Origin of the sequence: Nocardia sp. JMUB6875 (assembly GCF_041154655.1) — a bacterium.
GTDB lineage: Bacteria > Actinomycetota > Actinomycetes > Mycobacteriales > Mycobacteriaceae > Nocardia.
The window spans coordinates 17,938-31,471 of record NZ_BAAFGR010000091.1; the positions used below are offsets into that span (position 1 = coordinate 17,938).

The 13,534-nt window shown below is 66.0% G+C and carries 11 protein-coding genes; 6 read left to right on the forward strand and 5 right to left on the reverse strand.

The window, feature by feature from the left end; all coding sequences use genetic code 11:
- Nucleotides 1-231 precede the first annotated feature (231 nt).
- Together ACAM49_RS22975 and ACAM49_RS22980 are read right to left on the reverse strand one after the other, a co-directional pair.
- On the reverse strand, nucleotides 232-1,683 hold the full coding sequence (locus ACAM49_RS22975; RefSeq protein WP_369637612.1) for a DUF222 domain-containing protein: 1,452 nt from the start codon (nucleotides 1,681-1,683) through the stop codon (nucleotides 232-234).
- A 73-nt stretch (nucleotides 1,684-1,756) separates the two neighbouring features.
- Nucleotides 1,757-2,194, reverse strand: coding sequence for a YdeI/OmpD-associated family protein (locus tag ACAM49_RS22980; protein ID WP_369637613.1), 438 nt, complete (start codon nucleotides 2,192-2,194; stop codon nucleotides 1,757-1,759).
- 323 nt (nucleotides 2,195-2,517) lie between these two features.
- Here ACAM49_RS22980 and ACAM49_RS22985 point away from each other — a divergent pair, with 323 nt between their 5' ends.
- From ACAM49_RS22985 to ACAM49_RS23010, 6 genes are all read left to right on the forward strand, one after another.
- On the forward strand, nucleotides 2,518-6,204 hold the full coding sequence (locus tag ACAM49_RS22985) for a nitrate reductase subunit alpha (RefSeq protein WP_369637614.1): 3,687 nt from the start codon (nucleotides 2,518-2,520) through the stop codon (nucleotides 6,202-6,204).
- Nucleotides 6,205-6,215: 11 nt separating this feature from the next.
- Complete coding sequence (gene narH / locus ACAM49_RS22990) at nucleotides 6,216-7,931, forward strand: nitrate reductase subunit beta (protein WP_369637622.1); 1,716 nt, start codon at nucleotides 6,216-6,218, stop codon at nucleotides 7,929-7,931.
- Entirely contained in the window at nucleotides 7,928-8,092 is a 165-nt protein-coding gene (locus ACAM49_RS22995) for a hypothetical protein (protein WP_369637615.1), read from the forward strand. The genes narH and ACAM49_RS22995 overlap by 4 nt, the downstream gene beginning before the upstream one ends.
- Nucleotides 8,089-8,769: a nitrate reductase molybdenum cofactor assembly chaperone gene (gene narJ, locus ACAM49_RS23000; protein WP_369637616.1), complete on the forward strand. Its 681-nt coding sequence runs from the start codon at nucleotides 8,089-8,091 to the stop codon at nucleotides 8,767-8,769. Before ACAM49_RS22995 ends, narJ begins: the two co-directional genes overlap by 4 nt.
- Nucleotides 8,766-9,500: a respiratory nitrate reductase subunit gamma gene (gene narI / locus ACAM49_RS23005; RefSeq protein WP_369637617.1), complete on the forward strand. Its 735-nt coding sequence runs from the start codon at nucleotides 8,766-8,768 to the stop codon at nucleotides 9,498-9,500. The genes narJ and narI overlap by 4 nt, the downstream gene beginning before the upstream one ends.
- Nucleotides 9,501-9,607: 107 nt before the next feature.
- Nucleotides 9,608-9,907, forward strand: a complete 300-nt coding sequence (locus ACAM49_RS23010) for a hypothetical protein (protein WP_369637618.1) — start codon at nucleotides 9,608-9,610, stop codon at nucleotides 9,905-9,907.
- 20 nt (nucleotides 9,908-9,927) lie between these two features.
- Here ACAM49_RS23010 and ACAM49_RS23015 read toward each other — a convergent pair whose 3' ends face one another.
- The 3 genes from ACAM49_RS23015 to ACAM49_RS23025 all read right to left on the reverse strand — a co-directional run bounded on the left by ACAM49_RS23015 (nucleotide 9,928) and on the right by ACAM49_RS23025 (nucleotide 13,483).
- Nucleotides 9,928-10,584 (reverse strand): hypothetical protein, encoded by a 657-nt coding sequence (locus ACAM49_RS23015; RefSeq protein WP_369637619.1) that lies wholly within the window; start codon nucleotides 10,582-10,584, stop codon nucleotides 9,928-9,930.
- 86 nt (nucleotides 10,585-10,670) lie between these two features.
- On the reverse strand, nucleotides 10,671-11,993 hold the full coding sequence (locus ACAM49_RS23020; RefSeq protein ID WP_369637620.1) for a DoxX family protein: 1,323 nt from the start codon (nucleotides 11,991-11,993) through the stop codon (nucleotides 10,671-10,673).
- A 146-nt stretch (nucleotides 11,994-12,139) separates the two neighbouring features.
- The gene (locus ACAM49_RS23025; protein WP_369637623.1) at nucleotides 12,140-13,483 is read right to left on the reverse strand and encodes an acyltransferase family protein; all 1,344 of its coding nucleotides are present in this window, start codon (nucleotides 13,481-13,483) and stop codon (nucleotides 12,140-12,142) included.
- Nucleotides 13,484-13,534 lie beyond the last annotated feature (51 nt).

Below are 13,534 nucleotides of genomic sequence, written 5' to 3' on the forward strand. Positions count from 1 at the left end.
TCTGTGGAGTTGTCAAAGGTCTTTGGATCTTGGGGTTTTGGATCTTTGAGTCTTGGATCTTTGGGTCTTTGGTTCTTGTTCTGTTGTCTTTGAAGGTGATCCGTGCAGTCCGTGGGCCGGGATCGGCGGGAGCGGCTCCCAACCCGGCGTCAGCCCAAGTCCGGTAGGGCAGGCGAGGTGACCACACTTCCCCGTCCCTGCGCACACCAGACGTAGACGAGCAGCCGGGCCTCATGCAGCCGTTGAACCCCACTCCCGGCAACTGGACTCGACCGCAGTGGCGACCCGCTGCCCGGCGTGATGTTTCTCGTTGACTTGCGGTGTGCCCGTGGGGTCGAGGGCCTTCGGAGCGATCCAGCCGACCCGCCCGCGATGCGGGGAATCCTTCCCCAACATCTTCGTCTTCCAGCCGTTCGGGCTGTCGTTCACCAACGCGTGGTGGTGATCGCAGACCAGGGCCAGGTTGTCCAGATCCGTCGGGCCACCCTTCACCCAGTCGGTCACGTGGTGTGCGGCGCACATATCCGCCGGAGCGTCACAGCCGGGGAACGTGCAGCCACGATCGCGAGCCAGCAGCCCGAACCGCTGTCCTGCGGAGGCGATGCGCTGCCCGTAGGCGAGGTAGAGCGGAATCCCCTTGTCGTCGTTCACGATCAGCACCGGACGGGTACCACCGGCCATCTTCAACGCTTCGTTGATCGACATCTGGACGCCGGAGGCGGTCGTCGCAAGACCCGAACCCCGTTCGAGATCGGCGAGGTTCATCTGCAGGGTGACCTGCACCGGCATACCGCGATGCGAGCCGAGCTTGCGCAGATCCAAATCGGGTTGCAGCAAGGCGATGAACGCGTCGTGCACCCGCTGCCCGGCATCACGACGATCCCGACGCGCCGCCGCATCCAACACCGTGGAGTCGATGAGGGCGTCGGAGACCTGCGGGCTGTCGGCGTCCTCGTGGTTGCACATGCCCGGGCGGGCGTACTTGGCCAGGAACGCATCCAACAACGCCCGCAGCTGCGGAGTGAGCCAACCCTCGATCCACGACATCCCATCGATCCCCGGGCGGCCGACCTTGATGCCGCGACGGCGGTGACGATCCGCGTCACTGACCACCGTGCCTTCGGGATCGAGGCGAGCCAGGATTTCGCGGCCCGTGCGGGGCAGGTCATCGGGCCAGCCCTCGCAGCAGTAGTTGACCAGGATCTGCTCGGTCTCGGCACGGGTTTCCACCGGCACATCAGCGGGCAGATGATTCATGACGTCCACGATGTTGCGGACGTGATCGCGCGAGATATCGCCTGCTTCATAGGCTTCGGCGGTGACTTCCAGCACCGGCGGCGCGAGTTGCCCGTCGGCCTGGTGGAATTCCCCCACCTGCGCAGCGATCTTGATGCGGGTGGAGGCGTCGTGGCGGGTCAAATGCAGGGTGTGGCGCAGGAACGCCACCGGCGAACCGGCACCGCTGGTTTCGGGCAGGCCACGATCGGTGGCCTCGATGATCAGCTTGGACCCCAGTGCCGAGAGCTGGCGCTGGCAGGTTTCCACGCGCTGCATCACCGCCACCACGTCGTCGCCGGACAGCGAGGTCAGGTCGCCGTACTGCACGCGGTCGGTGCAGTTGCGTACCGCGGCTTCCAGTTCGGTCAGTCCGCAGTCCTCGAGTGTCTCTCCTTTCGAACCCATGTGCTAATTCTACGCCTCAAACGATCACCTAGGAACCCGAAATGTCCGTTCCCACAAGACTTTTCAAACTTCGCTACCCCACAAGCGACTCAATGATTTTGGCAATCCGCCGAGTTCGAGTCTCAGGCTTCTTGGCGTCGGTTACAGAGGCAACAGCCTCCCGGCGCTTGGTATAGGAGAGCGCCTCGAACGATTCGCGCACACCCCCGGCCGTCAGTGCAGCAGCCAGGTCGTCGGGGACGGCGATGGTGCGGTCGGCAGTCTCGCGTTCGACGGTCACCGTGACGTGGTCGCCCGGAGACTTGCCGAGTTCGGTGCGGATGGCCTTCAGGATGCCGAGGCACGGGCCGGCGCCCATGTTGGCGATGGAGCCTCGGTACGGGATGCCGTCGAAGGTGGCCTGGACCGGGATGCGGCCGCCGCCGCCCAGGGCTTCGATGATTTCCGGCGGTACCGGGATGAAAGCGCCGCCGCCGTTCGCTGCTTCGATGACTCCTTCGAATCGCTGCATGAAAGCACGATATAGCGACCCGCCAGCTATCCAAAGATGTGTTAACAAATATTAAGTAACCGAGAACCGACCGTTTCGGAAGCATCACCGCGGCCGCTCCGAAACCCCTCGGCGAGAACTCGTTTCACCATCGAAATCATGGTTTTCCCAGGTCACACCCGAAGTGACACACTACTCCCGCGACTCTCCAGTGACCGCAAGATTTCTTGGATCTCACAGCTCACTTTTGCCTCTCGCGCATTGTGAGGAAACCGTTTTGATGCCTCCCGCCACGTCCTTACAGTCGAGCCAGCAGCCCGGTTTTCCAGCTCGAAGGGGGCGTTATGGCTATCTCGCAGAACGGACACTCGTCCGCCGATGCGCTGCTTCGACTGGGGAAGTATTTCAACCGCGGCGAGGTCTCCGGCGATCTGCGCACCCTGCATCGAGTGGGCGGGCGCGAGGCCGACGAGTTCTATCGGGACCGGTGGTCGCATGACAAGGTGGTGCGGTCCACGCACGGTGTGAACTGCACCGGCTCGTGTTCGTGGAAGATCTACGTCTCCGACGGCGTCATCACCTGGGAATCCCAACAGACCGACTACCCCAGCGTCGGCGCCGACAAGCCGGAGTACGAACCCCGCGGCTGCCCGCGTGGCGCGTCGTTCTCCTGGTACACCTACTCCCCCGCGCGCATCCGCTACCCCTACATCCGCGGCGCCCTGCTGGAGATGTACCGCGAGGCCAAGAACCGGCTCAAGGATCCGGTGCTGGCGTGGGAGTCCATTGTCGAGGACCCCGCCAAGGCCAAGACCTACAAGTCCGCGCGTGGTAAGGGTGGGTTCGTGCGCGCCGAGTGGTGGGAAGCCGCCGAGATCGCCGCTGCCGCACACGTTTACACGATCAAGCAGTACGGCCCGGACCGGGTTGCGGGCTTCTCGCCGATCCCAGCCATGTCGATGGTTTCGCACGCCGTCGGGGCCCGCTTCATCTCGCTGATCGGCGGCTCGATGCTGTCGTTCTACGACTGGTACGCCGACCTGCCCGTCGCCTCCCCGCAGGTATTCGGCGACCAGACCGACGTCCCGGAATCCGCCGACTGGTTCGACGCCGGGTACCTCATCATGTGGGGTTCCAACGTCCCGGTGACCCGTACCCCGGACGCCCACTACATGACCGAGGCCCGCTACCGGGGTCAGAAGGTCGTGGTCGTCTCCCCCGACTACGCCGACAACACCAAGTTCGCCGACGAGTGGGTTCCGGCCCGCCCGGGCACCGATGCCGCGCTGGCCATGGCCATGGGTCATGTGGTGTTGCGAGAGTTCTTCGTGGAGAAGCAGACTCCGTACTTCACCGACTACGTCAAGCGCTACACCGACCTCCCCTACCTGATCACCCTCGAGGACAAGGACGGCGTGGCCGTCCCGGGCAAGTTCCTCACCGCCGCCGACCTCGGCCACACCGGCGAGGGTGTCGAGCACCAGACCGTCCTGCTGGATTCCGACGGAAATCCGCAGGTGCCCAACGGTTCTCTCGGCCACCGCTTCAACGAGGCGGGCAAGGGCCGGTGGAACCTCGAGCTGGGGGACATCGATCCCCTCCTGAGTTTGCACGGTCGCACCGATGACGCTGCGGCCGTGCAGTTCCCGCGCTTCGACGGGCCCGCCTCGGACGTTCTCACCCGCGGCGTGCCGACCACCGTCATCGCGGGACGTCGGGTGACGACGGTGTTCGATCTCCTGCTGGCGCAGTACGGCGTGGCCCGGCCCGGCCTGCCCGGCAGCTGGCCGACGGGCTATGACGATGCGAGCGAGCCGTACACGCCCGCCTGGCAGGAATCGATCACCGGCGTCCCCGCCCAACAGGCCGAACGCATCGGCCGCGAATTCGCCGACAATGCCGAGAAGTCCCAGGGCCGGTCCATGATCCTGATGGGCGCGGGCACCAACCACTGGTTCCACTCCGACCAGATCTACCGCTCCTTCTTCACCCTCACCCTGCTCACCGGCTGTCAGGGCGTCAACGGTGGCGGCTGGGCGCATTACGTGGGACAGGAGAAGTGCCGTCCCGTGACCGGTTGGGCCACACTGGCTTTCGCCTCGGACTGGCAGCGGCCGCCGCGTCAGATGCAGGGCACCGTGTTCTGGTACCTGGCCAATGACCAGTGGCGCTACGACCCGTTCACCTCGGAATCGTTCGCCTCCCCGCTCGGCAAGGGCACCTTCGCCGGGCGCACGGCCGCCGACAATATCGCTCTCGCTTCACGTTTGGGCTGGATGCCGTCCTACCCGACGCTCAACCGGAACCCGCTCGATCTCGTCGACGAGGCCGAGCAGGCGGGCAAGGCGCCCGCGGATTACGTTGTGGACGGCCTGAAGTCGGGCGACCTGCGCTTCGCCTGCGAGGATCCCGACGCCCCCGAAAACTTCCCGCGTGTGCTCACCGTCTGGCGCGCCAACCTGCTCGGCTCCTCCGGCAAGGGCAACGAATACTTCCACAAGCATCTCCTCGGCGCGGACTCCAACCTGCAGACCGGCGAGGCCACCGGCATCCGCCCGCAGGAACTGGAATGGCGGGACGAGGCGGCGACCGGCAAGCTGGATCTGCTGCTGTCGCTGGACTTCCGCATGACCTCCACGACCCTGTTCTCCGACATCGTCCTCCCCGCCGCCACCTGGTACGAGAAGCACGACCTGTCCTCCACCGACATGCACCCCTTCGTGCACGCCTTCACCCCGGCCATCTCCCCGCCGTGGGAGGCCAAGACCGATTTCGAGGCGTTCCACCGCATCGCGCGCGGCTTCTCCTGGCTGGCCGAGAAGCATCTCGGCGTCCGCAAGGATCTGGTCGCGGTGCCGCTGCAGCACGACACCGCCGACGCGCTGGCGCAGGCCGGTGGACGGGTACTCGATTGGAAGCACGGCGAGTGTGAGCCCGTTCCGGGTGTCACCATGCCGAAACTCGTTGTCGTCGAACGTGACTACCCGAAGGTCGCGGAGAAGATGGCCGCGCTCGGGCCGCTGGTCGAGCAGCTGGGACTCACCACCAAGGGTGTCACCACATTGCCCGATGCCGAGGTAGATTACCTGCGCGGCGTGAACGGCACCATCGTTTCCGGTGTCGCCCAAGGCCGTCCGTCGCTGGCCAAGGACACCCACGCGGCCGAGGCGATCCTGGCACTGTCCGGTACCACGAACGGCCGGCTCGCGGTGGAAGGGTTCCATGCGCTGGAACGGCGCACCGGGACCGACCTGGCCGATCTCGCGGCCGAACACGAGGGTAAGCGAATCACCTTCGCCGACACGCAGGCCCGGCCCGTTCCGGTGATCACCTCACCGGAATGGTCCGGGAGCGAGACCGGCGGGCGCAGGTACTCGCCGTTCACCATCAATGTCGAGCGCAAGAAGCCGTGGCACACGCTCACCGGGCGGCAGCACTTCTACCTCGATCACGACTGGATGATCGAGCTCGGTGAGCAGCTGCCTATCTACCGGCCGCCGCTGGACATGAGTGCGCTGTTCGCCGAGCCCGGCATCGGCAATGTCGACGGCAATGGTGTCACGGTGCGCTATCTGACGCCGCACTCGAAGTGGTCGATCCACTCCGCGTACCAGGACAACCTGCACATGCTGACGCTTTCCCGTGGCGGACAGGCGATCTGGATGTCGGATGTCGATGCCAAGAAGATCGGTGTCGCCGACAACGACTGGATCGAGGCGATCAACCGCAACGGCATCGTGGTCGCTCGCGCGATCGTGTCGCATCGCATGCCCGAGGGCACGGTGTTCATGTACCACGCCCAGGACCGCGCGGTGAACGTCCCGCGCATCGAGGGCACCCCGGAAGTCAAGCAGGGCAAGGGCAAACGCGGCGGCATCCACAATGCGCTGACCCGCATCATGATCAAGCCCTCGCATCTCATCGGTGGCTACGCGCAGCAGTCGTTCGCGCTGAACTACCACGGCCCCACCGGAAATCAGCGCGACGAGGTCACCACGATCCGCAAGCGCTCGCAGGAAGTGGAGTACTAGTCATGCGCGTGATGGCTCAACTGGCCATGGTCATGAACCTGGACAAGTGCATCGGCTGCCACACCTGCAGCGTCACCTGCAAGCAGGCCTGGACCAACCGCTCCGGCACCGAGTACGTGTGGTTCAACAATGTGGAAACCCGTCCGGGACAAGGGTATCCGCGCCGCTACGAGGACCAGGAGAAGTGGAAGGGCGGGTGGACCCTCGACAAGAAGGGGCGGCTGACCCTCAAGTCCGGGTCCCGGATGAAGCGGCTGCTCAATATCTTCGCCAACCCGGATCTGCCCACGGTCAGCGACTACTACGACCCGTGGAGCTACGACTACGAGAATCTGCTGTCCGCACCGCAGATGGACACCACGCCGGTGGCCAAGCCCAAGTCGCTGATCACCGGTGAGGACACCAAGGTCACCTGGGGCGCGAACTGGGACGACTCGCTGGGCTCGGGCCCCGAGCAGGTGGGTAAGGACCCGTTGCTGGCCAAGCTCTCCGAGCAGGTCAAGCTGGAGTTCGAAGAGACCTTCATGTTCTACCTGCCGCGGATCTGCGAGCACTGTCTCAACCCGTCGTGCGCGGCGTCGTGCCCGTCGGGTGCGATCTACAAGCGTGCCGAGGACGGCATCGTGCTGGTGGATCAGGACAAGTGCCGCGGCTGGCGGCAGTGTGTGACCGGGTGTCCGTACAAGAAGATCTACTTCAACCACAAGACGGGCAAGGCGGAGAAATGTACCTTCTGCTACCCGCGTGTGGAGGTCGGTATTCCGACGGTGTGCTCGGAGACCTGCGTGGGCCGCCTGCGCTACATCGGCGTCATGCTCTACGACGCCGACAAGGTGCTCGAGGCCGCGTCGGTCACCGATGACAAGGACCTGTACCCGTCGCAGCTGGGCGTGTTCCTCAACCCGCACGACCCGCGCGTCATCGCCGAGGCCGAGCGCGCCGGGATCTCCCCGGAATGGATTCAGGCCGCGCAGGATTCGCCGGTCTACAAGCTGATCGTCGACTACCAGATCGCGCTGCCGCTGCATCCGGAATACCGCACCATGCCGATGGTCTGGTACGTGCCGCCGCTGTCCCCGGTGGTCGACACCCTCACCCAGACCGGGCACGACGGCGAGAACCACAACAACCTCTTCGGCGCGATCGACGCGCTGCGAATTCCCCTGGAGTACTTGGCCGAACTGTTCACCGCCGGTGAGATCGGCCCGGTGCGAGCGTCCCTGCAGCGCCTGGCGGGCATGCGATCGTTCATGCGCTCGATCAACCTCGGCCAGGAACCCGACCTGACCATTCCCGACGCGGTCGGCCTCGAACCCGAGGAGATCGAGGCCATGTACCGGCTGCTCGCCATCGCCAAATACGAGCACCGCTACGTGATCCCCTCCGGCGCGACTTCCAAAGCGCACGAATTGGATTCACTCGCCACCGGCTGCTCCCTCGACACCGACGGCGGCCCCGGCATGACCGCCTTCGACTACATGGCCGACAAATTCCACCTCACCGATACGAATGGTGCCGCCGCGCCCGAGCAGAAATCCAACCGGATCAACCTGCTCAACTGGGACGGCAAGAGCACCAGCGGGCTGGTGCCCAAATCCACCAACGGCAACGGCGCCGCTGGCAATGGCAACGGAGCCAACGGAAATGGGCACCACTCGGACGCCGCCGAAAGCGATGCGACCGCCACCGAATCCATCGAGCCCGAGCCCACCGGAGCGACGCGATGAACCTGCGGAGACTGCGGCGACGCACCGAAACCATTACCGCCCCTGTGGATCACGAGCAGCGCCTCGGCTGGCGACTGAACGCGCTGGGGCTCGACTACCCTCACCCGCGTACCCGCGCCCTGCTCGACGACGCCCCGGACTCCCCCGGAGCGACGCGATGAGCCTGTTGAAGCTGCGCCGCCGTCCCGAGCCCGCGGTCCCGCTGTCCGATCGCGATCGTCGCCTGGTGTGGCGGCTGGGTGCTCTGCTGCTCGACTACCCGGGTGAGCAGACGCTGGCCATGCTGGACGAACTCGATGCCGCCGCAAGCGAATTGCCCGATACGATGCGTCCGCTGCTGGCCGGGTTCCTTACCCACCTGCGCACCAGCGACCCGATCGTGCTGGCCCAGGAGTATGTCGAGACCTTCGACATGCGTCGGCGCGCAAGCCTGCACCTGACGTTCTACGCCTATGGCGACACTCGCAAGCGCGGGATGGCACTGCTGCGGTTCAAGCACGCGTACCGCCACGCGGGTGTCGAACTCGGCGATGAGGAGCTGCCCGACCATCTGCCCGTGCTGCTCGAATTCGCCGCCACCGTCGACCCGATCGGCGGAGAACGGCTGCTGGGCGAACACGTCCCGGTATTGGAACTGCTGCGGTTGTCGCTTTCCGACAGCGGATCTCCCTATGCCGGGGTGCTGGCGTCGGTGGTGGCGACACTGCCACCGGTCACCACCGCCGACCGCCGGCGCATTGCCGAACTCGCCGCGGCCGGGCCGCCGGAGGAAGAGGTCGGCCTCGACCCCTTCGCCATGGATCCGCTCGCGTTCACCGGACAGGAGGCCCGCCGATGAGCTCCGGGCTCTGGCTGATACTGCCCTACATCGCCTTCACCTCGTTCGTGCTGGGCCACCTGTGGCGGTATCGCACCGACCAATTCGGTTGGACCACACGGTCTTCGCAGATCTACGAGTCGCGACTGCTGCGGCTGGGTAGCCCGCTGTTCCACTTCGGCATGCTCGGGGTGATCGGCGGGCACGTGCTCGGCGTGCTCGTTCCGGAGTCGTGGACCGACGCGCTCGGGATCTCTGAGGAGGCCTATCACGTGGTCGCGGTGTCGGCGGGATCGGTTGCGGGACTGGCGGTCATCGCCGGAATCGCGATCCTGCTCTACCGGCGGATCACGGTGTCGGCCGTGCGGCAGGCCACCACCGCCAATGACAAGGCGATGTATGTCCTGCTGGCAGCCGCCCTGATCACCGGGCTGCTCAACACCTGGGGCAGCAACCTGCTGTGGGGCACCTACAACTACCGCGAGACGGTGTCGCCGTGGTTCCGCAGCCTGTTCACGCTGCATCCGCATCCGGATCTCATGGTGGGCACACCCTGGACGTTCCAGGTGCACGGCCTGATCGTGCTGGCGCTGGTCGGCTTCTGGCCCTACACGCGGCTGGTGCACATGTTCTCCGCGCCGGTCGGCTACCTGGTGCGGCCGTACGTCGTCTACCGCAGCAAGCCGGACAAGTCGGCCGACAAGACCCGCTACGCCCGCGCCTGGGAGACTCCCTCGATTCCGCGCCGCTGACCGCCCTCCGGCCGCCATCGAATTATCGGTGGCGCGCCGGATTGGCCGGTGTTAATGTTCCGCAGGCCCGACCGACCGGTCGGGCTGAATTGTCTTCGGGGGACTTCATGTTCAACTGGTATGTCGGTCTGCTCGCGCTCAGCGGGGTCATCATGCTCGTCCTGGCGGCGATGCGGCAGCAGAACGATTGGTCGCGAGCGCTCAATGCCATTTTCGGCGTCGGATTCCTCGGCTACGCCTTTTATCTCGCCTTCCTTTTCGACGGCGGCTCCTATTTCATCTTCTTCCAGGCGTTCATTCTCCCGGTCATGATGGTGGTCAACTACTTCCGCAATCGCACGCCCAAGCCGAAGCTGACCGATACCCAGAAGGCGTGGCGCGAATACCAGCGCAACGCCAGCCAGTAATCACCCGAGCCGGGCGGTAATCACGCCGTTCGGCTCGCCACCGTCCGCTCGGCCGTGTAATCGATGACATCGCGGGACCGGTCCCCCGCGACCCGCACGAAATTGTCGAGCGCCTCGTCGAGTTCACGGCTCGGACCGTGCTCGGCCAGCAGGACGACGATCGCCTCCAGGGTTCCGATATGCGGGTCCGGCTGTGCCAGTAGCTCTTCCAGGTAGCTGTCCACCTCCAGCAGCCGCAGTGCGCGGCGGGCAGCGGCGTGCACGCGGCGGGGCAGTTCGGCGCGAATGGCCTCGACATCCTCCGGCATGACGTGGCCCGGCTGCGCGGGATCCAGCCGGATCGACCACAGCCGGGCCGCATCCTCGGGCAATCCCTCATCCGGCAATAGCCCCGGACCGGTGGCGGCCTCGATGGCACTGGGCGACAGCCCGATTCGCTCCTCGCACCACGCCCGATACTCCCACCAGGCAACCGGCGTCGCACTCCACCCCAGCCCGAACCCGAGCACCTGCTGCCCGCCGGTGAACGTCCGGAACGTCCGCGTCCGCGCAACGGTCGCCAAACCGCCCTCGGTCACCCGAGTCCAAGTCGGGTCGACCCCGTCAAACCCATACGGCTGCAGCAGCTTCCCCATATCGCGCATCAACCGCCGCAACGCCGATTCCGGTTTGACCATCCCCGCAGATTAGCGCCGCCAACCGACAGGATCCCGTAGCCCATCCATCCGCCCAGGACACGGCGCGTCGCCCCAGACACGCCGAGTTAGCGGAGGTACACGTTGGGCTGGATCCAGTGGAAGCCACGTGAGACGACCGGGAAGCGATCGAGGGGGATTCGGGTGAGGGTCATGTGGACGGGGTGGCCGGCGAATTGGCCGTCCAGGGTCAGGTGGTCCGGGTCGGGCTGTTGATAGGTCAGGGTGGCGACACGCCATACGTGGGCCATGTCCTTGGTGATGGTGATCGTCCGGTGGTCGGTGTCGATCTGGACCGGGAAGTCGTGGAGGGAGTCGTCCATCTGCTGTGCGGTCACGGCCTCCTCGAGGTCGAAGACGATGCGGCGGAGGCGGTCGGCCGGGGCGTCCTGGCCGGGGACGGTGTATTCGGTGACGTTCCAGATGCCGTAGAGGGGCGAGTGGGGGCGGCCGTTGCCGTAGGTGGACCAGGCGTCGTAGCCCTCGGCGACGATGGTGCCCAGTAGCCAGACGCCGAGGATCAGCTGGCCAGCGAGCAGGATTCGACCGGCGCGGCGCGTGGTGACCAGACCTTCGGGACGACGCACCGGCACCGCCCGGCCGACCAGCGCCCGCACGATGCGGGCCACGTCCGGGGCGGCCAGGACCAGCGCGTACACCAGCAGCTGGAACGAGAAGAGCTTCACCGGGACGTCGAAGGTGAGGTTGAGCAGGAACACCTGCAAGGTCACCAGCACCGCCAGGATCGAGCCCAGCCCGGCGGTGAACGGCAGGATCAGCAGCAGCCCGGCGAGGACTTCGGCCGCGCCCAAGGCGATCTCGTACGGCTCCGACGACGCGGTCGAGGTCCACAGGACCGACATCGGGCTCATATCGCCGAACGGCTCGATCAGGCGCGCCAGGGCGAACGCCATCTGCGAGGGCAGCAGCTTCGCCATGCCGTACAACAGCATGGCCGACAGCAGCGCGAAACGCAGGGTCAGCCGGAACCAGGAATAGAGTCGCGCGTAGTTCAGGCGACGCCGGTCCAGGATCGACCACACGACGGTCACCGGCACCGCGACCACCAGCAGGGTGAACTGGGCCACCCAATTCGCCGCGGTATCACCGCTTCCGGTGGGGGACCAGTCGACTCGGGTGTCGAAGACGTGCTCGCCCATCCAGTCGGTGAGCGGATGCAGGCTCGTCCACTTCGCGGCCTCCAGGACCGACGCCTGCGCGACGCCCAGCGATCGGAATACCGCGTGGAATACCAGTACCCCGGCCATGCCGACGCCGATCACGACGAACGCGTAACGGAATACCCACCGCGCCAGCGGATTCCACGGCTGCGCCGGAGGCTCCTCCGGCTCCGCGACGATGCCCGCCTCCGCCACCAACTCCGCAACCACGCCGATCCCTCCGAGCCCTACGCATCACCGCCGCGATTCGCTTGCGGCGGTGAAACGTTAGGACGGCGGCCGGACGGGCGGGTACCCGGCAAATTCGGTGCCCCGAGACCCCGTGCCCCGAGACTCCCTGCCCCGGAAACCGGGGGTCAGGGGCGTTTCGAGCGGGCGAACTTGCGCATGATCGGCAGGTCCACCCAGTGGTAGAGGGCCGCGGCGATGGCGGTCGAGACCACCAGGCTCAGCAGCGAGAATCCGGCCCAGCCGAGAATGCCGAATTGCCTGCCGCCGATGAGGTTCCGGGTGATGAGCACCATGACCGGGAACTGGATGAGATAGAACGCGAAGGACACATTGCCCAGCCACACCATGCGCGGGTGGTTGTTGATCCCGCCGATGCCCGCCAGGTCGCGGGCCGCCATGGTGGCCACCACCGCGGTCATCGGGGCCAGCAGCAGCACCGACATCTTGTAGTTCACCGGCACCACCCAGGTGGCGGCGTAGGCGACCGTCAGGGCCAGCAGCGGCCACGCCATATTGGTGTTGCGCCAACGGCCTTCGAGCACCATGCGGGCGGCGAGCACGCCGAGGAAGAACTCCGGCAGCCGCGAGAGCGGGAAGGTGTAGCTCAGCCAATAGGCCGGGGACACCGGGATATTCGGCTGCTGGAACCACGCCGGGGAGGCATGCAGCTCGTAGTACGGCGAGGTGTTGCCCGGCACCAGGCGCGGCGCGAAGGCGTTCGCGATGCCCTTGGGGCCGTCCACCCACAGGAAGTAGGAGGTGTGCAGCGCGATGATGCCGAGCATCAGCACGCCCATGGCCAGCAGCAGGTGCCGGGTCGGGATCTTCCGGACCAGCGGCAGCACGAGCGGAAAACTGAAGTAGAACAACACTTCCGCGGCCAGCGACCAGGACGGCACGTTCAGCCCGCCCACCGTGGTCCACTTCGGTACCCAGGTGTGCACCAGCAGCAGGTTCGGCACCCACACCACCGCGCGATGCAGCGGCACACTCGCCACCACGATGAACGCCGCGGCCGCCAGCAGATGCGTCGGCCAGATCTTCAGCACCCGTCGCCGATAGAACCCGCTCACCGACATCCCCGGCTTGAACGACCAGTAGATGATGAAGCCCGACAGCACGAAGAAGAACGTCACCCCCGCCGCCCCTAGCTGCATGGGGATCCACTCGTGGATGTGCCGGAACAGCTCCGACTTCTGGAACGGATAAACAGGCAGAAACACCAAGGCGTGCAACACGAATACGGCGAACGCCGCCCACCACCGAGCACCGGTCAGCGACGGCAGCGCAGGACGACGCTCGGCAACCGAAGCCGCGCGCTCAGCGGCGGATTCGGTGCGCTCGGCAGTGGAGTTGGACTGCCCCGCACCGGGTTCGGCCAGTACGGCAGTGAGCGTGGCATGCCCGGACTCACCAAGCGCGGGGCCGAACTCATCACGGGCGGCGCCGGTTTCAGCATCGCCGCCGATGAACTCACCACGCGCGGTGGCGGTCTGCGCGGCATCGTCGGCCCATGCGGG

Coding starts and splice junctions, on each gene's coding strand:
- ACAM49_RS23010 (WP_369637618.1), top strand. CDS start 9,608: ATGTTCAACTGGTATGTCGGTCTGCTCGCGCTCAGCGGGGTCATCATG.
- narI (WP_369637617.1), top strand. CDS start 8,766: ATGAGCTCCGGGCTCTGGCTGATACTGCCCTACATCGCCTTCACCTCG.
- ACAM49_RS22980 (WP_369637613.1), bottom strand. CDS start 2,194: ATGCAGCGATTCGAAGGAGTCATCGAAGCAGCGAACGGCGGCGGCGCT.
- ACAM49_RS22975 (WP_369637612.1), bottom strand. CDS start 1,683: ATGGGTTCGAAAGGAGAGACACTCGAGGACTGCGGACTGACCGAACTG.
- ACAM49_RS22995 (WP_369637615.1), top strand. CDS start 7,928: ATGAACCTGCGGAGACTGCGGCGACGCACCGAAACCATTACCGCCCCT.
- narH (WP_369637622.1), top strand. CDS start 6,216: ATGGCTCAACTGGCCATGGTCATGAACCTGGACAAGTGCATCGGCTGC.
- ACAM49_RS22985 (WP_369637614.1), top strand. CDS start 2,518: ATGGCTATCTCGCAGAACGGACACTCGTCCGCCGATGCGCTGCTTCGA.
- ACAM49_RS23015 (WP_369637619.1), bottom strand. CDS start 10,584: ATGGTCAAACCGGAATCGGCGTTGCGGCGGTTGATGCGCGATATGGGG.
- narJ (WP_369637616.1), top strand. CDS start 8,089: ATGAGCCTGTTGAAGCTGCGCCGCCGTCCCGAGCCCGCGGTCCCGCTG.